Origin of the sequence: Desulfovibrio sp., from assembly GCF_018379785.1 — a bacterium.
Classification (GTDB): domain Bacteria; phylum Desulfobacterota; class Desulfovibrionia; order Desulfovibrionales; family Desulfovibrionaceae; genus Desulfovibrio.
Window position 1 is genome coordinate 32,002 of sequence record NZ_JAGZUV010000010.1, and the last position, 25,690, is coordinate 57,691.

Sequence of the window (25,690 nt, forward strand, 5' to 3'; positions counted from 1 at the left end):
GTCCGCATTGACGCTGCCGCCTCATTGGGAGCGAATCTCCTCAATGAGAATCCGCGCTTGTGTCCGGCGTCAGATATCTTTTTGAGGAGGCAAGCATGCTTAACCCCAATCAATGTGTTCTCTACAGCGGCGGCGCTGCCGGAACGGAACAGTTTTTCGGCGCCCTAGCGGAAAGCTGGGGCATCGAGGAAGTGAACTACAGCTTTGAAGGCCACCAGATCGAGCGCAGCCGAGGCGTGCGCGTGCTCACCTCCGAGGAACTGGCCCTCAAGGACGTCAGCCTGACCTACGTTTCCAGGCTGATGAACCGCGAGTACACCCGCGCGCCCATTTTCCGCAAGGTGCTGCAATCCATCTGCTGGCAGGTCAGCAGCGGCGACCAGATCATCGTGGTGGGCGCCATTCAGCCCGACGACACGGTCAAGGGCGGCACGGGCTGGGGCGCGGAATTCGCCAAGATCTGCAACAAACCCCTGCTGGTTTTCGACCAGCCGCGCGGCACCTGGTTCATCTGGCAGAAAGACGCCTGGAGCGAAGTGGAACAGCCGGTCATCGAGCACGCCCATTTTGCCGCCACGGGCACGCGTTTCCTGGAAGACAACGGCCGCATCGCCATCCAGGACCTGTTCGCCCGTTCCTTCAAGCGCTGACGGCCTCCGGCGATTATAACGTACGATGTGTGTTCCGGCCGCGCCTGCCGCTTTGTCCGGCGGCGCGGCCTTTCCTTATTACCCGAACCGGAGGCCGCCCATGAGCCACCAATTCAGCGAAGCGGAACGCGCCGTCCTGCGCATCGTCCAGGCCGATCTGCCGGACACGCTTGCCCCGTATGCCGACATCGCCCGCGAGGCGGGCGTCAGTGAAGCCGAAGTGCTGGAACTGCTGACCCGCCTGAAGGCTTCCGGCGCCATCCGCCGTTTCGGGGCCAGCATCAAGCATCAGAAAACCGGCTGGACGCACAACGCCATGGTGGCCTGGAAGGTGAACGAGGCGGATGTGGACGAATGCGGGCGCATCGCCTCGCTTCACGACCATATCTCCCACGTCTATTACCGTCCCTGTTCCGTGCCTGACTGGCCTTATACCTTGTACACCATGGTGCACGGCCGCAGTGAGGAGGAATGCCTCAAGGTGGTGGATGAACTGCTGCATACCAGCCCGCTCAGGGAATACGCCATCCTCCGCAGCCTCAGGGAACTGAAAAAAATTTCCATGACGTATTTCGCCTGACGGCCATGCCGCCGGGTACAAAGGAGAACCGCAGATGGACGATCTTTCCCGCCAGTTGTTTGAAAAAGCCTGCGCGCTGATCCCCGGCGGCGTCAACAGCCCGGTGCGGGCCTGCCACAATGTGGACAGCCTGCCCCTGTTCATCGCCGAGGCCCACGGCTGCCGCCTCACGGACGTGGACGGCCGGGAATACATCGACTTTGTGCTGTCCTGGGGGCCCATGATTCTGGGCCATGACGAGCCCTCGGTGACGGCGGCCCTGCGCGAGGCCGTGGGACGCGGCACCAGCTACGGCGCGCCATGCCCGGACGAAGTGACCCTGGCCGCCGAAGTGGTGGCCGCCATGCCCGGCCTGGAAATGGTGCGCATGGTCAATTCCGGCACCGAAGCCACCATGAGCGCTCTGCGCCTGGCGCGCGGCGTGACCAGGCGCCACAAGGTGCTCAAATTCATCGGCTGCTACCACGGCCATGCCGATCCTTTCCTGGCCGCCGCCGGTTCCGGCGTGGCGACCTTCTCCATCCCCGGCACGCCCGGCGTGCCTCCGGCCGTGGTGGCCGACACCCTGCTGGCCCCCTACAACGACCTGGACGCGGTCAGGGAATGCTTCGCCCGACACGGCGCGGACATCGCCGCGATCATCGTGGAACCCGTGGCCGCCAATATGGGCCTTGTCCCGCCTCTGCCCGGCTTTCTGGAAGGCCTGCGCGTCCTGGCCGACCAATACGGCAGCCTGCTGATCTTCGACGAAGTGATCACCGGCTTCCGCGCGGCCTTCGGCGGAGCCCAGGCCCGCTTCAGCATTGATCCGGACCTGACCACCTTCGGCAAGATCATCGGCGGCGGCCTGCCGGTGGGCGCGTTCGGCGGCAAGCGCCGCTTCATGGAACACGTGGCCCCGCAGGGCGAGGTCTATCAGGCGGGCACCCTGTCCGGCAATCCGCTGGCCATGGCCGCCGGTCTGGCGACCCTGCGCAAGCTCAAAACCCTGGATTATGCCGCCCTGGAAGCCCGTACCCGCGTTTTTGCCGAAGCCCTGCGGGACATCCTGCGGGCCAAGGGCGTACCGGTGCAGATGCCTACCCTGGCTTCCATGTTCTGTCCCTTCTTCAGCGAGGAACCGGTCACCAACTTTGTCCAGGCCCAGGCCTGCGACCAAAAGCTTTTCACCAGCTTCTACAAGCAGATGCGGGCCCAGGGCATTTATCTGGCCCCCTCGGGCTTCGAAACAGGCATGGTTTCCTTCGTCCACAGCGACGACGACTTCAACCGCGCGCTGGACGCGGCCCGCAAGGTGCTTTTTTGAACCAGGCGCCGCCGGCGTCGGCAGCCTCAGGGGCCGCTTCCCGAAAGGAAGCGGCCCCTTCTCTGGCCTGCCACGTCCTGAGCAGAGGCGGGCTGCCCCTGGCCCGGCGGCTGGCCGCCCGGCTGGCCGCCGATCCCTGGCGCGCGCCTGGCGGCCGGATTGTGGCGGCCTGCCAGCTCAGCGCCCCGGCCCGCCTGGCCGGGGACGGCATTCGGCCTGTTCACGACCTGGCCGCTTTTCTGGCCGAAGAATACCGCCGCCATGCGGCGCACGTCTTTGTGGGGGCCGCGGGCATTGCCGTGCGCGTGCTGGCCCCCCTGCTGCGGCATAAAAGCCAGGATCCGCCCGTCATGGTGCTGGACCCGGCCGGGCGCTTCGTCATCAGCCTGCTTTCCGGCCACTGGGGCGGCGGCAATAATCTGGCCCGGCATCTGGCCCGCCTGCTCCGGGCCACGCCGGTGATCACCACAGCCTCAGACCAGGATACGGCCGCCCCCCCGGCCCTGGACCTTCTGATCCGGGACGCGGGCCTGCGCATTCTGGACTGGGATCTGCTGCCCAGGGCCCAGGCCGCCTTGCTGGAGGGCCGGCGTCCGCGCCTCTGGGACCCCTGCCAGGCCCTGCCCGCCGCCCTGCCTCCCGTTTTCGAGCTCCTTTCCGGCAAAGAAGACGACGTGCCGCCCGCGCCCGCGCTTCCGGATGCGGACATCCCGCCCCTGCTGGCCGCCCATTGGCGATATCTTCCTCCGTCTCCCGGCCTGTTGCGCCTAGCTGTGCCCCGGCTCTACGTGGGCCTGGGCTGCCGCCGGGGCATCCCGGAGGACGCGGCTCTGGCCGCGCTGACGGAAATTTTCAGTGCCCGGAAGCTGGAAACGCGCGCCGTGGCGGCCTTGAGCACGGTGACGGAAAAAGCGGACGAACCCGCCCTGCGCGCAGCGGCCGTCCGGCTGGACATTCCCCTGCGCGTTTTTCCGGCCGATGAGCTGGCCCGCTGCGCCACGCCCACTCCCTCCGAGGCCGCCGGACGGCGTTTCCGCCAGCCGCCGTTCAGCGTCTGTGAAGCCGCGGCCCTGCTGACCGCGCAGGCGGACGGGCACAGCGCCCGCCTGCTTCTTCCCAAAATCGTTGTCCAGGGACGCCTGACCCTGGCCGTGGCCCTGGCCTCACCCCCGGCAACTCCAACCCCAAACCAGTCATGACCAACGCACCTCTTTACGTGGTGGGCCTGGGTCCGGGCGACGCCCGCTGTCTCACGCCCCAGGCCCGCGCGGTTCTGGATCAGGCCGCCTGCATCGCCGGTTACCAGCTTTACCTGGACTTGGTGCCGCCGGAACTGCTGCGCGGCAAAGCCGTCATCAGCACCGGCATGCGCCATGAGGAAGAACGCTGCGCCGCCGCTGTGGACGCGGCTCTGAGCGGCCGGCCCACGGCCCTGGTCTGCTCCGGCGACCCCGGCGTCTACGCCCTGGCCGGACTGACCCTGGAAACCCTGGCGGCGCGCGGCCTGCTGGAACGCGTGCCCCTGACCGTGGTGCCCGGCGTACCGGCGGTCTGCGCGGCGGCTGCCCTGCTGGGCGCGCCTCTGACCCACGATTTCGCCTGCATCAGCCTGAGCGATCTGCTCACTTCCTGGGAAACCATCCAGCGGCGGCTCACTGCGGCGCTGGAAGCGGATTTCGTCTGCGTCATCTACAACCCGCGTTCCAAGGGACGGCCGCATCAGCTGGACCAGGCCCTGGCCGAAGCCCGGCGCCTCCGGCGGCCCGACTGCCCCGTGGGCCTGGTGCGCAAGGCCTTCCGGCCCGGCCAGGAAGTTTCGGTGCATGCCCTGGCGGACTTTGACGCGCGTCTGGCGGACATGCTCTCTCTGCTGATCATCGGCAACAGCGAAAGCCGTGTTCTCGGCCCCTATATGCTGACCCCGCGCGGCTACGCCCGCAGGCATCGGCAATAACCAGCCCCCGGCCACATTGAAAACTGTTTTCAGCGCGCCCCATTGACACAGTATGCCCGGCAACGTAAGCTCGCCTCAATTCTCATGTGCCGCTTTTGTCAAGGAGGAAGTCTGCCATGAAGAAATTTATGTTTCTGGCCTGTATCCTGACTCTGGCCCTGGCCCTGCCCGCTCTGGCGGCCCAGCCGCCCGTGCCCGACAAGCCGTTGGAGTTCAAGGGCTCCAAAAAAACGGTGATGTTCCCCCACGCGCCGCACCAGAAGGTGGAGTGCGTGACCTGTCACCACAAGGTGCAGGACAAGGAAACCTTCCAGAAGTGCGCCACCGCGGGCTGTCATGACGACCTGACCGCCAAGAAGGGCGAAAAGAGTCTCTTCTATGTGGTCCACACCAAGACCGGCCTCAAGCATCAGACCTGTCTGGAATGCCACACCAAGGTCGTGGCCGAAAAGCCCGAGCTGAAGAAGGACCTCACCGGCTGCGCCAAGTCCAAGTGTCATCCGTAGACCGGCCCCTTTTCAATGCTGCATGCGCGGTCTCTCGGGGCCGCGCATTTTTATTTCCGCATTTCTTCCTCCGCGCTCCTGTTCCGGCCCGGGGGGTCAGGCCGTTTTCTCCACGAATTTGCGTCTTTGCCTATAAACTGATACATTTTTTTGCCGTTTCTGTATTAGAGCGGGGCGGAGTTTCATTTCAGCCCGCGCCGCACGGATAACAACAAATAACGTCGCGTCGCCGCTGCCTGTTTTTCCAGGCGTCAATGCCGGCGGAAACGCTGTGGAGCGGCGGTCCGCCCGCTCCGGCGCACGCGCGCCGCTCCGTCAACCCCATGAGGTTCGCATGGTTGCCGAGAAAATTGCTGAGACTGATGAAGAAATCATCGACCTCACCGAACTGATAGAAAAAGGCGAGGCCCCGGCGGCTGTTGTCCCCCCGGCCGAAGGCACCAAAGAAGACATCAGCGTGCACATGCAGAGCCTCAACGACGGCCAGGCCTCGCAGGGAGACGCGGAAATCGACGCCCTTCTGGCCCAGATGGAAGTCGGCGACGACCAGCCCGCGTCACCGCCTCCCGGCGCGCAGGCCTCCGCGCCGGAACACAAGGTCGATCCCCACGAGAAGCTCGACATGTCGGGCATGGGCGAGGTGGACAAGCTGCTCGACACCCTGGACATTCCGCCGCAGCCCCACGAGCGCGGACAGGACGCCGCGCAAGCCGCTGAGCCTGCGGACCTGGACAATGCCGTGGACGATCTGCTCAACGCCATGAGCGGTTCCGCGCCCCGGAAGCCCGACTCGGAGCCCGCGCAGGAACCGGACGTGCATGATCTCCTGGCCGCGGCCTCGCCGCAGGCGGAAGAACCGAATTTCGCCGACGATCTGGACGCCCTGCTGGCTTCAGCCGAGGCTCCCGCTCCGGCCGAAGCATCCGCTCCCGCACCGCAAGCCCGGGAGAATCCGGATTTGACCGCGGACCTGGACAGCCTGCTGGCCGGTCTGGATGCGGAGCAGGCTCAGCCCGCAACGGCGGAATCCGCGCTGGGCCAACCCGCCGCATCCCCGGCAGCGTCCGAGCCCGCGCCGGAAAAAGAGCCTGATCTTGAAATGGACTTGGACGCCCTGCTGGCCTCGGTCGACGCGCCCGCGTCGGCCCGGCCGACTGACCGACCCGATTCCGGAGAATGCGATTCATGCATAGATCTGGACAAGCTGCTGGCTCCCGCCTCCGCGCCGGAAGCTCCGGCATCTCCGGCCTCGAATCTGAGCGTGGATCAGGACAATTTGCCGGCCGGTCCGGACGCTGAACAGAATGCCGCCGCAACAGCGGAGCCCGCGCAAGCCCAACCCGCCACGCACCCGGCAGCGGCGGATCACATGCCGGAGGATGTTGCGCCGGAAGCGGCTCCTGATCTTGAGACAGATCTGGACGCCCTGCTGGCGGTCATGTCTCCGGATCAGGACATCCCGCCCGCCCCCGCTGCTGGTGACGCCGAAGAGGCGGGGAAAACCGACGCCGCCCGGCCGCCCCTGGAAACCGGGGCGCTGGTGCCGGAACCGGTATTCCCCGCCGCAAGCATGGAAAATCTGCCGCAAGCCGAGGAGGCGGCGGATCTCCCCGCCGTGGAAGAGAGTCCGGCGGAAGAGGAACGTCCGGAATCCGAACCGGAGCTGGATCTGGACGAGCTGCTGCGCAGCGCCATGCAGGAAGAAGCCGATTCACCCGCGACGCCTTCCGCTGCCTCCGACGAAACGGAACGGCCCGAGGCCGAACCCGCTGTGGTGGCTGACGCCGGAAAAACGGCTGATGCCCCGGAGATGGAAGATCTTTTGCTCATGCCCGCCTCGGAAGAAAGCTCGCGGATGGAACAGGCCGCCACTCCGACGGAGGAAGTCCAGGCCGAATCTCCAGCCGAGGTTGTGCAAAGCGAAGCTGCGGTGCAGACCGGGGATCAGGCAGCACAAACGGCGGACGCCCTCGACGATTCGGTGGCTGCAGCACAACCGAACGCCATGTCTTCCGATATTGCCGCCTCCGGACCTGTCGGCCCGGCGGCGCTGCGGGAACTGGCGGAGTTGACGGAACAGGCCGCCCGCCTGGACGAACGCCTCCAGCGTTGTGAAAGCGAGCTGGCCGAAGCCCGTGCCCGCGTCGCGGCGCTGGAAAAGGCCGCCGCGCCCTCGGCCTCTCTGGAAGACCTTCTGCGCGAGGGCAATCCCCTGCACGACCGTTTCGCGGCCCTGATCGCCTCCTCGGTGAGCCAGGCCCTGAAAGCCATGCCCTCGGGCGTCACGGACGCGGCCCTGGAGGAACGCCTGCAAAGCGTCAGCCTCTTGGGCAAAAGCGTGTCGGCGCGCATGGACGCGCTTGAAAGTCGCCTGGATACCCTGGAACCCCGCTTCAACCAGCAGGTGGAAAAGGCCGCCGCCGGTGCGGCGGCACGCATTCTGCGCGAGGAAATCGCCAAACTGATACAGGGCTGAACTTCACGCCCGCCACAGCGTAACTACAACTACCCTTAAAACAATTAACTTTGAAATGCTCTAACGCAGAATACGGTGAGACGCGCCGCGAAGCGGCGCGGATTCCGGCAAAGCGGCCGAGGGCGGCCCAAAGGGCTGTCCCCGGCGGCGTCAACGGAACCATACGGGGATCGACACCAGCGACAACCGCGTTTTTTGCCGGAATGGCCCCTTTGAAACGTGTGGCGTTTCAAAGGTAATCCGCACTAGACTTGCAGGGAAACGCCCGTGCCGCCGGGGGCCAGGGCCGTGGGCATGACGCCGCGCATGGACATGTCGGCATAGGCTCCGGCGGCGCGACGGCGCGCGGCCGGATCAATCGTATCCGCTCCAGTAAGGGCCGCCGTGCCGGTCAACGTGCTGCCACGGGCGGCATCCGTGGCATCGGCGGAAACGGCGGCGTCAGCGGCAACAGTCCTTCCGGCGGAAGCGGGCTCATCCACGGCGGCAACCAGGCCGGATGCGGCCGGGCCTTCGCCGTCATCCTCTTCTTTCCGGGCATCCCGTGCGGCACGGACTTCCTGAGCAGCGGCGCGGGCCGCCACCTGGCGGTCCTGGCCGGAGGGCTCGCCCGGGGCCAGGGCCGCGCGGCGCACCTCTTGCGCCTTTTCCCTGGTGGCTTCCGGATCTCCCGGCACGGAGGAGGCGTCAATGGAAACATGGCCGCCGATGGCGTACTGCCGCCCGTCCGGCCCTTTCTGGTAGGTATAGCCGGCCCCGCCGTTCACATGCGCGCCGCCCGCCGCCAAGTGCGCGCTCTCATGGGCGCGTACCTCGGCGTCACGCAGTTTAAGCTCGCGCAACTGTTGTTGGGCTTCGGGGCTCAGGTTCAGGCTGTCCGCCAGGCCCGCCGGGCCGCCCTCTTGTCCGTCGTTCCAACCCGCCCGGCTTGCCGGGACAAAGGGACTCCGCTCCCGGCCGCGTCCATCCCCGCCCACGCCGTCAGGGCCGGCGGCGGGAGCCGACGGCGTCAACGGCCCCACAGGGCGGGGACTGATGCTTTCCAGAGCTTCGGACATGCCTTGATCCTTAACGACGGGAACGGCCCCAAGCCCGCGCATGGAACCCGAGAAACGACATTACGCTTTTCTTATCGGCGGATCCAGCCCGGAGTTTAGGCTCAGCCCTCATTTCTCAAACTATATCCGGGGCCGCACGGCGGTGACCACGGCGGACATGGTTTCAGCGGGCACGGCCAGTTCCGCCGCAATGAAACCGGCGGCCTGCAGATCCTCCCGCACTTCCTCAAAGGTATACACCCTGCCGTCCGCGCAATGCACCAGCATGTTCAGGCCGAACAAAGTTCCGGCCGCCGGGCTGGTTCCGTCCGCGTTCATGATGAAATCGCGCACGGCCACCCTGCCGCCGGGCTTCAGGGCCTGCAAGGCGTTACAGTACAGGGCGCGGCTTTGCTTCCGCCCGTGCTGGTGGATGATGGCGCTGATCCAGGCCAGATCAAAGCCCGACGGCAGGGCGTCGCTGTAGAAGTCTCCGGCCTGAAAGCCCACCCGGCGCTCCAAAGGCGTGCCCGCGAAACGCTGTCGCGCCGCCTCAATGCCCACGGGGCGGTCGAATATCACGGCTGTCGCCGTGGGCAGAAGTTCCAGAAAAGCCTGGGTGTAGGTGCCGGACGCGCCGCCCACATCCAAGATCCGCGCCGGGCCTTCGCCGAAATTCAGCACCCCGGCCTCGTGCAGGGCCTTGATCATGGGGCCCGCCGTACGCACGGCCAAAGAGTTCATGCCCATGATAAAGGAACGGTCGTCCTCCTCTTCGCCGAGAATGCTGGGCCGCCGGGTCCGGGGTTTGCCGTCCCGCACCGAACGCGCCAGTTCCGCCCAGCCTCGCTGGGCGTTGGCCATATGCCGCAGCATGGGCACATAGGAAAGAGGGTGGCGGCTGTCCAACGCGTCGCGGTAGGCTTCGGCCACGGCATAAGCCGCCGGGCCGCCCCGATCCGGACCCGCCGACGCGCCGCCGGCGCTTTTGCACAGATACCCCATGCCCGCCAGGGCGTTCAGCAGCGCCGTGGCGCCGCGCTCGTCCACATCGCATTCCCGCGCCAGATCTCCGGCGTTCATCCGGTTGCCGTTGCGGAGAATAACTGTGAAAAAATCCAGCTCAGCCGCCGCCGTCAATGCGCAGGAGCGCTGGTAGCCCGTGGCGTCGCGCTGCAATACGGCAAAGGGAGTTCTGTCCATGCGAGGCCTCCTTGGCTTGCCAGACCGGGGCAAAAAGAGTAGCCCTTGTAACTTCCATGTTATGATGAGGTTACGCCTATGTCGAGTCCTTCCACCGTCTCCCCTGTGGCGGAGGGCCTGCGGCGCGCCCTGCCCATTGTGCTGGGTTATGTGCCCGTGGGCTTCGCCTTCGGCGTGCTGGCGGTCAAAAACAATATCCCCCCGTCCCTGGCCGTGGCCATGGCCGTGCTGATGTTTTCCGGCTCCGGTCAGTTCGTCTTCGCCAGCCTCTGGGGCGCGGGCGCGGGCATCCTGTCGGTCATCGCGGCGGTGTTCATCGTCAATCTGCGTTATCTGCTGATGTCCGCCGCCGAATCCCCCTGGCTGGCCCGCCTGCCCCGCTGGCAGCGTTTTCTGCTGGGCCTGGGCCTTACGGACGAAACTTTCGCCGTGCATATCACGGCCCTGCAACGCGGCTGGAAGCTCTCTCTCACCACGCTTTATCTCTGTAACAGCACCACCCATCTGGCCTGGGTGGTCGGCTGCGCCGTGGGCGCCTTCTGCGGCGAACTGGTCAACGACGTGCGCCCCCTGGGCCTGGATTACGCCCTCACCGCCATGTTTCTGGCCCTGCTGGTGCCCCAGTGCGTGAGCCGCCTGCACGTGCTGGTGGCCCTGTTCACCGCGGCCCTGTCCATCGCCCTCAAGGCCGCGGGCATGAGCCAGTGGAATGTGGCCGTGGCCACCATTCTCGGCGCGAGCCTGGGCGTGCTGCTGCTCTACGCCCGGCGCGGCCCCGGCCTGGAGAATCCGGGAGCGGAACAGAACGCCGGAACGCAAGCCGAACATTCGGACAAACCTTCGGCCCAACCTTCGGAGGTCCGGCCATGAACGCATGGATTGACGCCCACGGCGCGCTGCTGCTCTGCATTCTGGGCAGCGTGCTGGTAACCCAGCTGCCCAAGGTGCTGCCCGTGACCTTTCTCAAGGGCGACTGTCTGCCCGCCCTGCTCCGGCACTGGCTGTCCTTTGTGCCCGTGGCGGTCATGGCCGCCCTGGTTGGGCCGGACGTTTTCTTCTACGAAGGGCGTTTCAACGCGGGCACGTCCAATCTCTTTCTGATGGTTTCCCTGCCCTCCCTGCTGGTGGCCTGGTGGGGCAAGAACTATTTTGTGACCATCGCCTTCGGCATCGGCCTGGTGATTCTGGCCCGCTGGCTGGGCTGGTACTGATGGGCGCGGGCCGCCCCAACGATCCCGGCCCGGACATGCCGCCCCCGGCCCTGTACCGCATGGGCCGCGCGGGGCGGCGCGCCGGGCCTCCCCTGCCGCCGCCCCGCCGCAGCGCACGCCTGCTGCTGCGCCTGACGCCGGAACATATCGCGCTCTTCCGCTTTCTGCTGGAAGCCTACGACAATCTCGCCTATTTCACCGTGCTGGAGCGGCGTACCGCCCTGCTCAAACTGGTCTTTTCGCCCCAGCGGGAACGCGCCATCCGCCGTGCCCTGTCGGAAATGGCCCGAAGTCTGCCCTTTACGGTGGAGGACTGGCCCTTGCCCGATCTCTCCCTTCCCCCAAGGCCCGCCGACCGCGCCTGAACGAGCCCGGACACACAGGGCCGGATCCGGCATCCCGAATCGGGTCGGGCCTGATCGCCGCCGGGCGCGGAACCCGCGCAAAAAGGCTTTGAGCCGGACGCGTTTTCTGCTATGACATCTCCGTTACACGGCGGCGGCCCGGCGCGCCCTTTGTCCCCCTTCCGACGGCAGGCGTATCCTTTCAGCAGCTTTTACCAAGGCGGAGCCATGCCCACACTCAAGTACAAGCGCGTGCTGCTCAAACTGAGCGGCGAAGCCCTGGCGGGCGAGCACAAAACCGGCATCGACCCTGAAACCGTGGCCGCCATCTGCGGCGAAATCGGCACCGTGCTCGAGATGGGCGTGGAGATGGCCCTGGTCATCGGCGGCGGCAATATTTTTCGCGGGCTCTCCGGCTCGGCCAAAGGCATGGAGCGTTCCTCGGCGGACTACATGGGCATGCTGGCCACGGTGCTCAACGCCCTGGCCGTGCAGGACATGCTGGAAAAACAAGGCTATCCCACCCGTGTGCTTTCGGCCATCACCATGCAGGAAGTCTGTGAGTCCTTTATCCGCCGCCGCGCCCTGCGCCATCTGGAAAAAGGCCGGGTGGTGATCTGCGCCGCGGGCACGGGCAACCCCTATTTCACCACCGACACCACGGCGGCCCTGCGCGGCATGGAACTGAAGTGCGACGCCATCATCAAGGCCACCAAAGTGGACGGCATCTATGACAAGGATCCGGCCACGCACCCCGACGCCGTCAAGTTCGACAGCATCAGTTACGACGAGACGCTCTCGCGGCGTCTGGGCGTCATGGACGCCACGGCCTTTGCCCTGGTGCGCGACAATAACGTGCCCATCATCGTCTGCCGCATGTTCGGCGGGGACATCCGCCGGGCCGTGCTGGGCGAGGCCGTGGGCACTATCGTACGCGAGAATTGAGGAAGCCCGCGTGATGCGGCTTGTTGTCTTTTGCCCATGCCGGTCAAGGGACAAAAAGACCCAAGCGGGGTTTCCCAAGCTTTTCATCCACGCAAGGAGTAGGAATTGATGGATATCGACAGCACCCTTCTGGACGCTGAGGACCGCATGGAAAAGGCTCTGGCCGCGCTGGACCGCGACTTCGCCAAACTGCGCACGGGCCGCGCCTCCACCGCTCTGGTGGACGGCATCAAGGCCGACTACTACGGCACGCCCACGCCCATCAGCCAGATGGCCTCCGTGGCCGTGCCCGACAGCCGCACCCTGACCATCCAGCCCTGGGACAAGGGCGGCATCGCGGCGGTGGAAAAAGCCATCCTCAAGTCCGACCTGGGCCTTACCCCGGTCAACGACGGCAAGATCATCCGCATCGTCATTCCGCCGCTCACCGAGGAGCGTCGCAAGGATCTCGTCAAAGTGGCCCGCAAGTACAGCGAAGAGGCCAAGGTGGCCGTGCGCAACGTGCGCCGCGACGCCAACGACGGCCTGAAAAAGCTGGAAAAGGACAAGGAAATTACTGAGGACGAGTTGAAAAAGGCCGTGGACGACGTCCAGAAGCTCACGGACAAGTTCGTGGGCGACGTGGACAAGAAGTGCGCGGGCAAGGAAAAGGAAATCATGGACATCTAGTAAGATTTGGATTTTTTTGCCGCTGGCGGCGTCAGACTTCGCGGCGCGCCTCGGCCGTGTAGGCAGCTACACTCCACGTCGGCGCGCCGCTCGTCTTTTTTGCCCGCGACGAAAAAATCTCAAATCTTACGGTGAAACAGGCCATTCATGACAGAAGAACTTGAAAAACTGCCCGCGCATATCGCCATCATCATGGACGGCAACGGCCGCTGGGCCCAGGCGCGCGGGCTCCCGCGCTCGGCCGGGCATCGCGCCGGGGCCGAAGCCGTGCGCACCGTGGTCGCCGAATGCCGTGGTTTGGGCATCCGTCATCTGACTCTCTACGCCTTTTCCAGCGAAAACTGGAACCGGCCCAGGTCCGAAATCAGCGCCCTGTTCAGCCTGTTGCTGGAATTTCTGCGCCGTGAGGTGCCGCTGATGGAGGAAAAGGGCATCGCCCTCAATGTGCTGGGCGATCTGGACGGCCTGCCCCTGCCGCAGCGCACGGCCCTGCGCCACGCCATGGGCCGCACTGAAGCCGGACGGGAAATGACGCTTAACCTGGCGCTCAATTACGGCGGCCGGGCCGAACTGGTGCGTGCCGTGCGGGCCTTTCTGCGCGACAACGCGCGGCCCGAGGACGTTACCGAGGAGAGCCTGGCGCAGCGCCTCTACACCGCCGGTCAGCCCGATCCGGACCTGCTCATCCGCACCAGCGGCGAGCAGCGCTTGAGCAATTATCTGCTGTACCAGTGCGCCTACAGCGAACTGTATTTCACGCCCGTGCCCTGGCCCGACTTCGGCGCCGGCCAGTTGCGCGAGGCGCTGGCCGTCTATGCCGGGCGTTCGCGCCGTTTCGGCAAAACACAGGAGCAAATTGATGTCCGTTGACCATGCCGTCGATATCCGCCGCATCATCACCGGCCTGGTTCTGGCCGCCGCGCTGCTGCTGGTGCTCTGGCTGCGGGGCTGGCCCCTGCTCTTTGTGATCCTGCTGGTCGCGGCTCTGGGCCTCTGGGAATTCTATTCGCTGTTCTGGGGCCCCACGGGCCGCATTCCCAGCCGGATCTGCGCCATCGCCCTGGGCTGGGGCATGCTCTGTCTGACCTGGCTGAACCGCCCGCAGGACGCCCTGGTCTGCCTGGGAGCGGGCTTTGTGCTGGCGGCCATGACCTTTCTGTTCCGCTGGGACGTGGTGGAGGAGGAAAACGCGTTCTCCGCCAGCGGCATTTTCATGGCCGGTCTGGCCTATGTGCCCCTGCTGCTGCTTCCGGCCACCTATCTTTCCACGGTCAAGCTGATCTTCGTGCTGGCCGCCGTGGCCGTGTCCGACACCGCCGCCTATTTCGTGGGCACGCGCTTCGGCCACCACAAGCTCTGGCCGCGCGTGAGCCCCAACAAAAGCTCCGAGGGCGCGGTGGGCAGCCTGGTGGCCTGCGTGATCTTCTGCGCCGTGTACGGTGAAATTTACGGCAAAGTGGGCTGGTTCTCCTTCGCCTTGCTGGGCGTGGCGGTCAATGCCTTTGCCCAGGTGGGCGATCTGTTCGAATCCGCGCTGAAACGTTCCGTTCATGTCAAGGATTCCGGCTCCATCCTGCCCGGCCACGGCGGCATTCTGGACCGCGCGGACAGCTTCCTGTTCGCGATGCCGATGGTGGCGGTGGTGGATCAGTGGTTCTTTTTCTTCTGACGGAAGCGCTCGGAAAACGCGTCTTTTGCCCCCTGGCCGCGTCGCAAGTCCAGCGCGACCCAGGTCTGTATACTAAGGATACTATCCCTGGCCCGCGCTGGACTTGCTCCTTGCCAGGAAACAAAATTCATCGTTTTCCGGGCGCTTCCATTTTTTTGTTTTTTTCCGGACGCGGCAAAACAACGGATACGACGGTATTGATGCGGACACTCTGATGGCAGAACTCTGGCCGGGCCAAGGCGGCCCGGCGATCGACTACATTTCGGGACCGCCCCCTGAACTCTGGCAGCGGGAACAACCGCGCGGCCTGGTGATTCTGGGCGCCACCGGCTCCATCGGGCGCAACGCCCTGGCCGTGGTGGAGGCCAAACCGGACTTCTTTCGCGTGTGGGGTCTGGCCTGCGCCCGCAATGTGGAGCGCCTGGCGGCCCAGGCCCAACGTCACCGCCCGCCCTTCCTCGCCGTGCTGGACGAAGCGGCTGCCGAGGAACTCGCCACACTGCTGCCCGCCGGATACAGACCGCGTATTCTGGTAGGGCGCGAAGGCTATGCGCAACTGGCGGCCCTGTCCGAAGCTTCCACCGTGCTTTCTGCCCAGGTGGGCGCGGCCGGGCTGGCCGGGACCCTGGCGGCGGCTCTGGCGGGCAAGGTCGTCTGTCTGGCCAACAAGGAATCCCTGGTCCTGGCCGGTGGTCTGGTGCGCGACATCTGCGCCCGCACCGGCGCGGTCATCCTGCCCGTGGATTCGGAACACAACGCCATTTTTCAATGTCTGGCCGGACGCGGCCAGGAGGTCGCCAACCTGGTGCTCACCGCCTCGGGCGGTCCCTTTCGCGGCAAAAGCGCGGCGGAACTGCGCCAGGTTACGGTGGAGCAAGCCCTGAAACATCCCAACTGGCGGATGGGCGCGAAAATCAGCATTGATTCCGCCACATTGATGAACAAAGGCCTGGAAGTGGCCGAAGCCTTCCACCTCTACGGCGTGCCCAGTGAACGCATCCGTGTGCTGGTGCATCCCCGGTCCGTGGTCCATTCCCTGGTGGAGCTGGCCGACGGTTCCATGCTGGCCCAGATGGGCCCGGCGGACATGCGCATGGCTATCGCCCACTGCCTGCTCTGGCCCCATTGCGCGCCCGTGGGCGTGCCGCCGCTGGACCTAGTGGCCGCCGGGCCGCTCTCCTTCCATGAGCCTGATCTGGAAGCCTTTCCCTGTCTCGGTCTGGCCCGCAAGGCCCTGGCCCGGCGGGGCGGGCTGTGCGTGGTCATGAACGCGGCCAACGAGGCCGCCGTGGAACTTTTTCTGCAAGGGAACTGCGGCTTCGCGGACATTCCCCGGCTCATCGGCGCGGCTCTGGAGGCACATGCGGCCACCGCGCCGGGACAGGGGCCGTTCTGCCCGCCCGTGGCCACTCCGGCGGAGGCCGATTCCCTTGCGCTTGAACGTGAAGTACATACCTTGGTAGAGCGCATAGAACGCCTCGACCATCACAGCCGCGCGCTGGTCCGTGAACTGGCGCATGGCGCCGGCCGTCAGCCCGCATAGCGGGCATTACGGACAGCGACAACATGGGGTCTGATTTTTCAGACCAGACCCGCCCTCCTGGGGGGTTGCGGCGGCGCGGCCGCCGTGAGCCAGCGGAAAACCAGGGTTTTCGCTGACGATCCCGCGAAAATCGAGAGCATGACCATGCTCGAAATTTTTGCACTCAGACAATAGAGCAAAGTAACTTTGAAAAATTGCTTTGCTCCGGCGGCTGCGAAAGCAGGTGCCCGCGCCTCAACGTTGAGAATGTCAATTCTCAAAGCAAATCTGCTCTAGACACGGAGAATCTGCGTGCTGATGACCATTATTGCCGTAATCATTGTTCTGGGCGGCCTGATCTTTTTCCACGAGCTGGGGCATTTTGCCGTGGCCCGTTGTCTGGGTATGGGTGTGTCCACATTTTCCCTGGGCTTCGGCCCCAAAATCCTCAAGCACAAAATGGGCAAGACCGAATACGCCCTGTCCCTGGTGCCTCTGGGCGGTTATGTGGCCCTGGTGGGCGAAAGCAACGAGTCCGAGATCCCGGAAGGTTTCAGCCCGAAGGAAAGTTTCGCCCTGCGCCCGGCCTGGCAGCGTCTGCTGGTGGTGGCAGCCGGACCGGCGGCCAACATCCTGCTGGCCTGGCTGCTCTGCTGGATTCTGGCCTTCGGCTGGGGCACGCCCGTGCTGCTGCCCGATGTGGGCGCGGTGCTTGAAAACAGCCCGGCGGCCAAGGCCGGTCTCAAAGCCGGCGACCGCATCCTGAGCATTGACGGCCGGGCCGTGGGGAGCTGGGACGCCATGTCCGAGGCCATCGCCCACAGCGGCGGCAAACCCATGCAACTGGAAGTGCTCCGGCCCGCTCCGGGCGCCGCCATGGAAACCGCGCCCGCCGCCGACGGCACGCGGGGTCAGGTCACCACGGCCGAGGGCGAGACCCTGCATCTGGAAATGACGGCGGAACGCGCCGCGCGCAAGACCATTTTCGGCGAAAATGAAACCGCCTGGCTCATCGGCGTGCGCGCCGCCAACAGCGTGGATATGCAGCCGAAGAGCTTCTGGGAGGCGGCTTCGGCGGGCGCGACCGAAACCGGGCGTATGGTTTCCCTGACCTGGTTGAGCTTTGTCAAGCTGGCCGAGCGGGTGGTGCCCCTGGACCAGGTGGGCGGGCCCATCATGATCGCCCAGATGGTGGGCAAACAGGTGCACGAGGGCCTGCCGGGCCTGCTGGCGCTCACGGCTCTGATCAGCATCAACCTGGGCATCCTGAACCTGCTGCCCATTCCCATCCTGGACGGCGGCCAGGTGGTCTTCTGCCTGCTGGAGATCATCTTCCGGCGGCCCGTGAACCGCAGGGTGCAGGAATACGCCATGCGCGCGGGCCTGGCCCTGCTCATCGCCCTGATGCTGCTGGCCACCTTCAACGACGTCTGGCGTCTGATCAAGTCCGCCGGGGGCGCCGGCTAAACAGGAGGCCGCCATGAACGCGCATTCCACGGGCCTGGAGCTGATTCTCAACGCCGCCGAGGGCGTATTGCAGATCGCAGTTACGGACAATGAAGTTCTGCTCTGCGCCCAGCAGTGGCACCGTTCAGAGCGGGCCACGGAAATCCTGGCTCCGGCCCTGCGGGATATCTGCGCGGCCTTGGAAGTGCGCTTGGCGGACTTCCGGCGCATCGCCTGCGTACGCGGCCCCGGCTCCTTCACCGGCATCCGCCTGGTGCTGACCACGGCGGCGGCCCTGCGCCGCACGGGGCACGCCCAACTGGCCGGGCTGGACTATATGCAGGCCCTGGCCACCAGCGCGGTGCTCCGGCGCGGCCTGCTTTACGGAACGCCGCTCTGGGTGCTGACCCATGCCCGCCGCAACCTGGTGCACTGTCAGCCCTTTGTGGCCTACGGCCCGCAGATTCCGGCCCAGCCCCTGGAGTCCGTGGAACTGCTCGCCCCCGCCGAAGCCCTGCAACGCCTGGCCGCGCGGCCGGGACATGTCTGCGGCAGCGGTCTGGTCCGCAACACGGCGCTCTTCTCCCCGCTCCGGACCGGTTCAGGCCCGGCCGGAGCCCCGGATGCGATCCTGATGCCGGACCTGACCAGCCCGGACATCGCTGCCCTCTGCCTGCTGGCCCGGCACGGGGATTACTTTCCCCGGGATCTGGAGCCGCTCTACGTGCGCCCCTGCGACGCCGTGGAGAACCTGGCCCATCTGGCCCGGCGCCAGGGCCTGGATGCCGACGAGGCCGTCAGCGCCCTGGACAACATGCTTGCGCGCGCGCCCGAAAGCGAAATCTGACCCCCGGCCTGCCGTCGCAGCGTCCGCGCTTCCCTTCTCCGTCACCTCCGCCGGTTTCCGCCGACGGCGCCCCTCGTATATCGCTTTTTTCCGCGCCGCCGTGGAGCCACGGCGGCTCTTTTTTAATAACCAACGTAAATAAAACGATATTATTTTATTTACGCAAAAGAACATTGTCCGTCACGGCGCTTTGGGATATATGTCGTTTATCCTGTCCACGGGTGATATCTCTTCCAGAGAAGCCGCTGTCCGTTTCCCGCCATGCGGGCCGGGGGGGTCGTTTAACCGCGGCCTGTTTCCGGTCCGCGCACCGGAGCAAGTCTGCGGCGTGTCAATGCGCGCGCCGCCACGCCCGAAAGGACAGCCGATGTTTCTGAAAAAATATCCGCTCCACGGGGTCGCCCTCTGCAACGCATGCATCGGCCTGCTGCTGTTTGTGATTGTCATAGCTCTGCTGAACGCCATCAATCAGGCCATGTGGCGGGCCACGGAAAGCACCATCCGCAGCCTGACCCAGGCCAGCGGGGAAGCCATCGCCAACGCCGTCCGCCGCGACGTCCAGAGTCTTGAGTCCTTCAAGGAGAGCCTGCTGGGGGCGGACGCCGTGACGCCTGTCGCGGCCATCGGCCTGATGCAGCGCTACGTGGCCACCAGTCCCTTCAGTCAGGTCGCGGTGGTGAATGAACAGGGCAGGGGATATTTTGCCGACGGCGGTCCGGTGGACGTCAACAATGGCGAAGAATGGCATAATTTCGTCAAGGACATTTCTGTCTCGCGCACCTATCTGAACGCCCGGGGACAGCGCCAAGTCACCATGCGGCGACCGCTTATCGTCAACGGACGGCACAGGGGCGCCGTCTACGGCAGCCTGTCCCTCGAAACATACGCCCAGCCCAGCGCCATGGACTTTTTTGACGGCCAGGGCTTATCCTTTATGGTTTCGGCCTGGACCGGCGAATATCTGATCGCCTCGCCGGACGCGCTGAAACAGGGGAACAAAACCGATTTTTACGCCGCCCTGGCCGCGTCGCCGGAAAACAAGCCGGAACGGATCGCCGCGCTGCGGCAGGCCATGAACGAGGGCAAGAGCGGCAGTGTGGTTATGAACGTTCAGGGCCGCCAGACCTATCTGTATTACACGCCCATCTTTCCCACGAACAACTGGGACATGGTTTCCATGGTCCCGGTGGACGCCATGCACCAGGCCGCCGACTACGTCAACGCGCTGGTGGCCATCGTCTGCCTGCTCATTCTGGCCGGTCTGCTCGTCATGTTTTCCCTGACCCGCCGCCACCGCGCCATGGCCCTGAAAATCAAGGCGCGCCATTACCGCGACTTTCTGTTCCACACGCTTTCCAACAGCACGGACAGCGTATTCCTGATCTACAACGCCTCCCGCCGGAGCATGGAATACGTTTTCGAAAATCTGGAGCGGGTGCTCGGCATTCCCATGCGGGCCTGTCTTGAAAATCCCGCCGCCCTTTTCAAACATTGCATCTTCAAGCCCGGCTCGCGCCTGCGGGAGGCTTTCAAAGCCGGGGCCATCCGCGAAGCCCGCGACGAGGAGTGCCGCATCATCAACCCCGCCACCGGCGAAAAGCGCTGGGTCAAATTTTCCGTGACGCCCACCAGTGACGCGGGCGGCCGGGCCTATTACGTCATTTCCCTCAGCGACATCACGGAAGAAAAGGCCGTGCGCCGCCTGCTCAGAGACTCGCTGGCCGCCGCGGAACAGGCCAGCCGGGCCAAAAGCAGTTTTCTTTCGGCCATGTCCCACGACATCCGCACGCCCATGAACGCCATCATCGGCATGGCGGCCATTGCCGAACGGCACGCCGGCGACCCGGCGCGCGTGCGGGACTGCCTGGACAAAATTTCCGTGGCCTCGCGGCTGCTGCTGGGCATCATCAACGAAGTGCTGGACATGTCCAAAATTGAGAGCGGCAAGCTGCTGCTGAACAACGCGCCCTTTAATCTCAATGACCTGATCCGCGACAGTCTGGACCTGATCCGCCCCATGCTGGACAGCAAGCAACATGAATTCGAGTTGCGCATGGACGTCGTCCATCCGGAACTGACGGGCGACGCGCAACGCATCCAGCAGATCCTGCTCAACCTGCTCACCAACGCCGTCAAATACACGCCGGACAAGGGCCGCATCAGCCTTTCCATCAGCGAAAAACCGGCCCTCAACCCGTCCATGAGCCGCATTGTCATTGTGGTCGAGGACAATGGTTTCGGCATAAGCCCGGAATTCCGGAAACGGATTTTCGACTCTTTCGCGCGCTCCGACGACGAGCGGGTGCACCGCATTCAGGGCACGGGCCTTGGCATGCCCATTGTGCGCAATCTGGTGCGGATGATGCACGGCAGCATTGCCATTGAAAGCGAACTGAACCAGGGCAGCCGTTTTACCGTGGATCTGGCCCTCTGCCGCAGCCGGGACGGGAGCGCCTGGACCGACGAAGCCCCGGCCGAAAAGCCCGAGCCGCCGGAACGCCTGGAGGCGGACCAGACCTTGCTCGCCATGCCGGACGACTTCAACGGCAGGCGCATTCTGCTGGTGGAGGACAATGCGCTGAATATGGAAATCGCCCTGGAACTGATCGGCTCCATGGGCGTGACCATCGACTGCGCCGAAACCGGGCAGCAGGCCGTGGAACGCTTCAAAGCTTCACCGGAAGGCTATTATGATCTGATTTTCATGGATATCCAGATGCCGGTCATGAACGGACACGACGCCACCAGGGCCATCCGCGCCCTGGAGCGGGAAGACGCCCGCCGGGTGCCCATTGTCGCCATGAGCGCCAATGTCTTTGCCGAAGACATCCAGGCCGCCGGAAACGCGGGAATGAACGGACACCTGCCCAAGCCCATCGACCTGGCCCTGCTGCGGGACACGCTGCGCCGCTGGCTCTGAGAAAGGATGCCTGACGTCAGAGCATTTCAACGCTCATCCTTTCTGAACGGCATGCGCGCCGCCCGTCAGACTCAAAAAGGCAGAAAACGCGGCTTGCGGCCCACAAAAATCACGCTTTGGGCATAGCCGAAAGAACGGGCATACGCCGCCAGTTGGTCGAAGCCGAAGGCCACGTCCGCCGTGGCATGGGCATCCGAGCCGAAGCTGATGTTCACGCCCAGTTCGGCGGCAAGGCGCATGACGGGCGGGGCCGGATAGGGTTCGGCGAAATCCTTGCGCAGGCCCGCCGAGGACACTTCCAGGGCCACGCCGGTTTCGCGCATGGCGGTCAGGGTTTCGCGGATCAGGTCCAGGCTGCCGGGCGCGGCCAGCCAGGCCTGGAAGCTCTCCCAGCAGCGCACCTTGATGAAATCCGGGTGGGCCACGATATTCATCAGGCCGCTGCGGACCATGGCCGTCATCTCCCGGTAATAGGCCGCGAAACGCCTGCACCGTTCCTCCTCGCTCTCGCCCTGGCCCCAGTTTTTGGGTGAGCCCACGGCCAGCATGTCCAAAAAGTGCAGGCCGCCGATCACGTAGTCAAAGGGCCAGCGCGCGGCCAGCTCCCGCATATAGGGCATGCGCGAGGGAATCCAGTCCAGCTCCATGCCCAGCAGCACGCGCGGGGCTCCGGGAAGAGGGGAATGCGCCCGCAAGGCCAGCACCTCTTCGACATAGCCCGGAAAATCCCCGGCCAGGTCGCCATGATACAGCGGGCAGGCATAGCCGGGCGGCAGGGGCGAATGCTCGGAAAAGCCGTACCAAGCCAGCCCCAGACGCCGCGCGGCCTCGTGCATTTGCGCCGCCGAGGCCTCGCCGTGGGAAATGAGGGTGTGATTATGCACGTCAGCGAGAATCATGCGCACTTCCTTGCCGCCGCCCGCATCAGGCGCTTTCGCGAGCCAGAATCCGGCGGGCTTCGGCGACGTCCTCGCCGATCCGGCGGGTAAGATCCTCCACCGAGGCGAAACGGCGCTCGCCGCGCAGCCGGGCCACGAACTCCAGGCGCACGCGCCGTCCGTACAGATTGGCCGAAGTATCCAGCAGAAAACTTTCCACGGTCACGTCCCGGCCCCCGAAAGTGGGCTTACGCCCCACATTGGTCACGGCCTGATGCCAGGTTTCATCCAGACGCACCCGTGCGGCGTAGACGCCTTCGGCGGGCAACAGGGTTTCCGGCGGCAGCAGATTGGCTGTGGGGAAACCCAGACCGCCGCCGCGCCCTTCGCCGTGCACCACTTCGCCGGAAAAGCCGTAGCAGCGCCCCAGCAGGCGCGCGGCCTGCCAGACGTCGCCCCGGCTGATCAGGTCGCGCAGACGGGTGGAACTGACCACCGCGTCGTCCACAATGACCGGCGGCAGCTGTTCCACCTCAAAGCCCCAGTCCGCGCCCAGGCTTCGCAGCACTTCGGCGTGGCCGCTGCGGCCCCGGCCCAGGGAAAAATCATAGCCCACCACCAGACGGCGCAAATGCATGGGCAGCAGATAACGACGCACGAATTCCCCGGGCGTCAGGGCGGCCAGTTCCTGGGTGAAAGGCAGCTCCAGCACGTGCTCCACACCCAGGCCCGCCAGCAGTTCCAGCCGCCGTTCACGGCTGGTCAGCGGGGCGTGGGGCTTGTGCGGGGAGACGACCAGACGCGGGTGCGGCCAGAAGGTCACCAGCACGCAGGCCAGGTCATCCTGGCGACAGACATCCAGAGTGCGGCGGATCAGGGCCTGATGGCCTTTATGCACGCCGTCGAAGTTGCCGATGGTGACGCCGGCGCCCGGCAGGGAACCCAAGCCGTCCACGGAATGTACAAGTTGCATAGGTCGCGTCAGTTCCGAGCGTTGGAGGAAGGGAACGAATCTCCCGGGAGCAGAGCCCGTTTTCCCAACAGATGGATTTTGTTCCCCGGCAAGAAAACGGCCGATTACGGGCCGGGGATAGTACTCTTACGGTACAGCCCTGGCCCGTAATCGGCCGTTGACGCAGTCCAGGGGGCAAAAGCCGCTGTTGAAAACGGGCTCTAAATCAATCTGTCAAAAACAATTCTATACGCCCTGCGAATATGCAGCACCAGCCTGAGGGTCAGACTGCGGGCCTGCTTTTCGTCCTGTACGGAAAAAGAACCCAGATGCCGGGCCACATCGCTGAAATCAGTGTCGCCCTTGGGCTGGAGCATGCCCCAGTACTGTTGGGCGCGCTCCACGATCCGGGCGCTGAGCTTGTCCGGATGGGCAACGCGGTAGGCATGCAAAAACGTGGCGAAAATATGCTCCGCATCCTGCGGGAAGGAGCTGGACAGGGCCAGACGCCAGAGGGCCATGTACAGGCCGCGCCATTCCACCAGCATCTGGCGGCGGCGCATGAACTGCATGCGGCCGATGCCCATGAGCTCCAGCTCGGCCGTGAAGTCCGCGTCCTCCAACAGGGCCGCGAAATTCTCCAGAGCCTCCTGCGCGGCGCTTTTGTCGTCAAACACTTCCGCAACGTTTTGCATAGGCCTTCCGTTCAGCTTTCCGTCCCGGCGCCGCTGTCGCCGCCGTCCTTGCGCCTGCGCGGCGAACGCCGGCGGCGTCTGCGGTTGCCGTCATGCGGCTCGGCCTCATCGCGGCCTGCGGCATCGCCGCGGGAACGCGGGGCATCCCCGGCATCATTCTTTCGCCTGGCGGGCACGGGCTCGCTGTCGGGAAAACGGTTTTCATGCAGGCTCCGCTGATGGCAGGCGTCCAGCAGCATGGCCAGCAGCTGAACGTCATCCTCTTCCTCGCTCTGCTGAGCGAGTTCGCGCGCCAGGGCCGCATAGCGGGCCACGCGCACGCGTTCCAGGCCGGTGAGCGTGCGGAAGCGCGCCTCCAGAATGGCGGTCAGGCGCGTGCCCGCCACCTTGGCCACGTCCTCGTCCGTGGGCAGGGGCAGTTCCATGAGCCCGATCTTGTAATGCTTGGCGATGCGCTCCAGTTCCATGCGCTGCATCACGTCCACAAGGGAAATGACCGTACCCGCGGCCCCGGCGCGTCCCGTGCGCCCGGCGCGGTGGATGTAGCTCTCATGGTCTTCCGGCGGCTCATAAAGAAAGACGTGCGACAGGGCCGGAATATCAATGCCCCGCGCGGCCACGTCCGTAGCCACCAGATATTGCAGGCGGCCCTTGCGGATCTTGTCCAGCACGGCCTCGCGCCTGTTCTGCGAAAGATCCGCCGAAAGCTCGTCGGCGCTGTAGCCGAAGCCCTGAAGCACGCCGGTCACATAGTGCACATTGGCCTTGGTGTTGCAGAAAATAATGGCCGAAGCCGGATTTTCCGTTTCCAGCAGGCGCACCAGAGCCCTGTCCTTGTCCATGGGCTTGACCTCGCAGAAGAGGTGCTGGACTTCGGCCACATGGACCTCTTTCTGGGACAGGGAAAGCAGGGCCGGTTCGGACATGAACTCGGCGGCCAGCTTGAGCACGTGCGGCGGATACGTGGCGGAGAACAGACAAGTGTGGATGCGCTTTCTGGGCAGATAGCGCTGCACTTCCTTCATGTCCGGGTAAAAACCGATGGACAGCATGCGGTCGGCCTCGTCAAAGACCAGCACGCGCAAGTCCCTGAGGTCCAGCGTGCGGCGCAGCAGATGGTCCAGCACGCGGCCCGGCGTGCCCACAATGACCTGGGCCCCCTCGCGCAGGGCGTCCATCTGTTTTTTGTAGCCCACGCCGCCATACACGGCCACGGTCCGGATGCCGGTATCCGCGAAAATCACGGCGGCCTCGCGTTCCACCTGCACGGCCAGCTCGCGCGTGGGAGCGAGCACCAGGGCCTGCGGAGCCTTGAGTTCCGGATCCAGACGGGGCAGCATGGGCAGCAGATAGCAGCCGGTCTTGCCGCTGCCCGTGCGCGACTGGACCATGATGTCCCGCCCTTCCAGCAGATAGGGCAAGGCCAGGGACTGTACCGGCATCAGGCTCTGCCAGCCCGCGCGGGCACAGGCCGCGCGCATGGCTTCAGGCAGGTCGGCCAGGCCGACTTTGGGCAGGGCGTTTTCCGGCTCGCTGACGGAGAGCCCCTCAGTGACGGAGAAAGCGGCGTTTTCCGCCGGTTCCGGAGCGGAAACGTCCGCGCCGGACATTGTGGTATCGGAGATATCTTCTGACATAGTCATCCCGGCGGAATAAAACCGCCTTAGTATAAAAGTACTGTCAACGAGTTATAATGTCATAAACCACACTTTTCCGCAAGGTTCACCATGCGGACGGCAAAAGGGCGCCTCCCCGCCGAGGCGCGCGAATAAGACGCGCGGCTTGCCTCCGCCGTCGATTGCGGATAAATTCAGCCCGCCGCGCGGGTGGGGGCATTTGCGCCGTAGCCGCGCCGACCGAAGCGGTTCGCACATGAAACG

The 25,690-nt window shown here is 65.1% G+C and carries 24 protein-coding genes; 18 read left to right on the forward strand and 6 right to left on the reverse strand.

Annotated elements, in window-relative coordinates:
- The first annotated feature begins 95 nt into the window (after positions 1-95).
- The 7 genes from KH208_RS03355 (at position 96) to KH208_RS03385 (ending at position 7,472) form a co-directional block, all read left to right on the forward strand.
- A complete protein-coding gene (locus KH208_RS03355; protein ID WP_291433810.1) occupies positions 96-650 on the forward strand; it encodes a hypothetical protein in 555 nt (184 codons plus the stop codon).
- Positions 651-750: 100 nt separating this feature from the next.
- On the forward strand, positions 751-1,230 hold the full coding sequence (locus KH208_RS03360) for a siroheme decarboxylase subunit beta (RefSeq protein WP_291433812.1): 480 nt from the start codon (positions 751-753) through the stop codon (positions 1,228-1,230).
- Positions 1,231-1,264: 34 nt separating this feature from the next.
- Complete coding sequence (gene hemL / locus KH208_RS03365; RefSeq protein ID WP_291433814.1) at positions 1,265-2,536, forward strand: glutamate-1-semialdehyde 2,1-aminomutase; 1,272 nt, start codon at positions 1,265-1,267, stop codon at positions 2,534-2,536.
- A complete protein-coding gene (locus tag KH208_RS03370; protein WP_291433816.1) occupies positions 2,533-3,735 on the forward strand; it encodes a cobalamin biosynthesis protein in 1,203 nt (400 codons plus the stop codon). Before hemL ends, KH208_RS03370 begins: the two co-directional genes overlap by 4 nt.
- Positions 3,732-4,490, forward strand: coding sequence for a precorrin-3B C(17)-methyltransferase (gene cobJ, locus KH208_RS03375; RefSeq protein ID WP_291433818.1), 759 nt, complete (start codon positions 3,732-3,734; stop codon positions 4,488-4,490). The genes KH208_RS03370 and cobJ overlap by 4 nt, the downstream gene beginning before the upstream one ends.
- 116 nt (positions 4,491-4,606) lie before the next feature.
- Entirely contained in the window at positions 4,607-4,996 is a 390-nt protein-coding gene (locus KH208_RS03380) for a cytochrome c3 family protein (protein WP_291433819.1), read from the forward strand.
- Between the two features lie 334 nt (positions 4,997-5,330).
- Positions 5,331-7,472, forward strand: coding sequence for a hypothetical protein (locus tag KH208_RS03385; protein ID WP_291433820.1), 2,142 nt, complete (start codon positions 5,331-5,333; stop codon positions 7,470-7,472).
- Positions 7,473-7,717: 245 nt separating this feature from the next.
- On the opposite strand, the gene KH208_RS03390 is transcribed toward KH208_RS03385, so the two are convergent.
- Positions 7,718-8,530 (reverse strand): putative metalloprotease CJM1_0395 family protein, encoded by an 813-nt coding sequence (locus tag KH208_RS03390; RefSeq protein ID WP_291433821.1) that lies wholly within the window; start codon positions 8,528-8,530, stop codon positions 7,718-7,720.
- Between the two features lie 120 nt (positions 8,531-8,650).
- On the reverse strand, positions 8,651-9,712 hold the full coding sequence (locus KH208_RS03395; RefSeq protein WP_291433823.1) for a methyltransferase: 1,062 nt from the start codon (positions 9,710-9,712) through the stop codon (positions 8,651-8,653).
- A 78-nt stretch (positions 9,713-9,790) separates the two neighbouring features.
- Here KH208_RS03395 and KH208_RS03400 point away from each other — a divergent pair, with 78 nt between their 5' ends.
- From KH208_RS03400 to KH208_RS03450, 11 genes are all read left to right on the forward strand, one after another.
- Positions 9,791-10,582, forward strand: coding sequence for an AzlC family ABC transporter permease (locus KH208_RS03400; RefSeq protein ID WP_291433824.1), 792 nt, complete (start codon positions 9,791-9,793; stop codon positions 10,580-10,582).
- Positions 10,579-10,923, forward strand: coding sequence for an AzlD domain-containing protein (locus KH208_RS03405; protein WP_291433825.1), 345 nt, complete (start codon positions 10,579-10,581; stop codon positions 10,921-10,923). Before KH208_RS03400 ends, KH208_RS03405 begins: the two co-directional genes overlap by 4 nt.
- Positions 10,923-11,288 (forward strand): DUF4911 domain-containing protein, encoded by a 366-nt coding sequence (locus tag KH208_RS03410; protein ID WP_291433827.1) that lies wholly within the window; start codon positions 10,923-10,925, stop codon positions 11,286-11,288. The genes KH208_RS03405 and KH208_RS03410 overlap by 1 nt, the downstream gene beginning before the upstream one ends.
- A gap of 207 nt (positions 11,289-11,495) precedes the next feature.
- Positions 11,496-12,212 (forward strand): UMP kinase, encoded by a 717-nt coding sequence (pyrH, locus tag KH208_RS03415; RefSeq protein ID WP_062253479.1) that lies wholly within the window; start codon positions 11,496-11,498, stop codon positions 12,210-12,212.
- A gap of 108 nt (positions 12,213-12,320) precedes the next feature.
- Positions 12,321-12,881 (forward strand): ribosome recycling factor, encoded by a 561-nt coding sequence (gene frr / locus KH208_RS03420; RefSeq protein ID WP_291433830.1) that lies wholly within the window; start codon positions 12,321-12,323, stop codon positions 12,879-12,881.
- A gap of 147 nt (positions 12,882-13,028) precedes the next feature.
- A complete protein-coding gene (gene uppS / locus KH208_RS03425) occupies positions 13,029-13,751 on the forward strand; it encodes a polyprenyl diphosphate synthase (RefSeq protein ID WP_291433832.1) in 723 nt (240 codons plus the stop codon).
- Complete coding sequence (locus tag KH208_RS03430) at positions 13,741-14,550, forward strand: phosphatidate cytidylyltransferase (protein WP_291433834.1); 810 nt, start codon at positions 13,741-13,743, stop codon at positions 14,548-14,550. Before uppS ends, KH208_RS03430 begins: the two co-directional genes overlap by 11 nt.
- Positions 14,551-14,764: 214 nt before the next feature.
- The gene (gene dxr, locus KH208_RS03435; RefSeq protein ID WP_291433836.1) at positions 14,765-16,093 is read left to right on the forward strand and encodes a 1-deoxy-D-xylulose-5-phosphate reductoisomerase; all 1,329 of its coding nucleotides are present in this window, start codon (positions 14,765-14,767) and stop codon (positions 16,091-16,093) included.
- A gap of 291 nt (positions 16,094-16,384) precedes the next feature.
- On the forward strand, positions 16,385-17,539 hold the full coding sequence (gene rseP, locus KH208_RS03440) for an RIP metalloprotease RseP (protein WP_291433838.1): 1,155 nt from the start codon (positions 16,385-16,387) through the stop codon (positions 17,537-17,539).
- A gap of 13 nt (positions 17,540-17,552) precedes the next feature.
- Positions 17,553-18,365 (forward strand): tRNA (adenosine(37)-N6)-threonylcarbamoyltransferase complex dimerization subunit type 1 TsaB, encoded by an 813-nt coding sequence (tsaB, locus tag KH208_RS03445; RefSeq protein ID WP_291433840.1) that lies wholly within the window; start codon positions 17,553-17,555, stop codon positions 18,363-18,365.
- Between the two features lie 367 nt (positions 18,366-18,732).
- Positions 18,733-21,285, forward strand: coding sequence for an ATP-binding protein (locus KH208_RS03450; RefSeq protein ID WP_291433842.1), 2,553 nt, complete (start codon positions 18,733-18,735; stop codon positions 21,283-21,285).
- A gap of 71 nt (positions 21,286-21,356) precedes the next feature.
- Here KH208_RS03450 and KH208_RS03455 read toward each other — a convergent pair whose 3' ends face one another.
- The 4 genes from KH208_RS03455 to KH208_RS03470 all read right to left on the reverse strand — a co-directional run bounded on the left by KH208_RS03455 (position 21,357) and on the right by KH208_RS03470 (position 25,447).
- Positions 21,357-22,184: a histidinol-phosphatase gene (locus KH208_RS03455; protein WP_291433844.1), complete on the reverse strand. Its 828-nt coding sequence runs from the start codon at positions 22,182-22,184 to the stop codon at positions 21,357-21,359.
- A gap of 25 nt (positions 22,185-22,209) precedes the next feature.
- Complete coding sequence (locus KH208_RS03460; RefSeq protein ID WP_291433847.1) at positions 22,210-23,136, reverse strand: bifunctional riboflavin kinase/FAD synthetase; 927 nt, start codon at positions 23,134-23,136, stop codon at positions 22,210-22,212.
- Between the two features lie 200 nt (positions 23,137-23,336).
- Positions 23,337-23,810: a hypothetical protein gene (locus KH208_RS03465; protein ID WP_291433849.1), complete on the reverse strand. Its 474-nt coding sequence runs from the start codon at positions 23,808-23,810 to the stop codon at positions 23,337-23,339.
- Between the two features lie 11 nt (positions 23,811-23,821).
- Positions 23,822-25,447, reverse strand: coding sequence for a DEAD/DEAH box helicase (locus tag KH208_RS03470; RefSeq protein WP_291433851.1), 1,626 nt, complete (start codon positions 25,445-25,447; stop codon positions 23,822-23,824).
- Positions 25,448-25,690 lie beyond the last annotated feature (243 nt).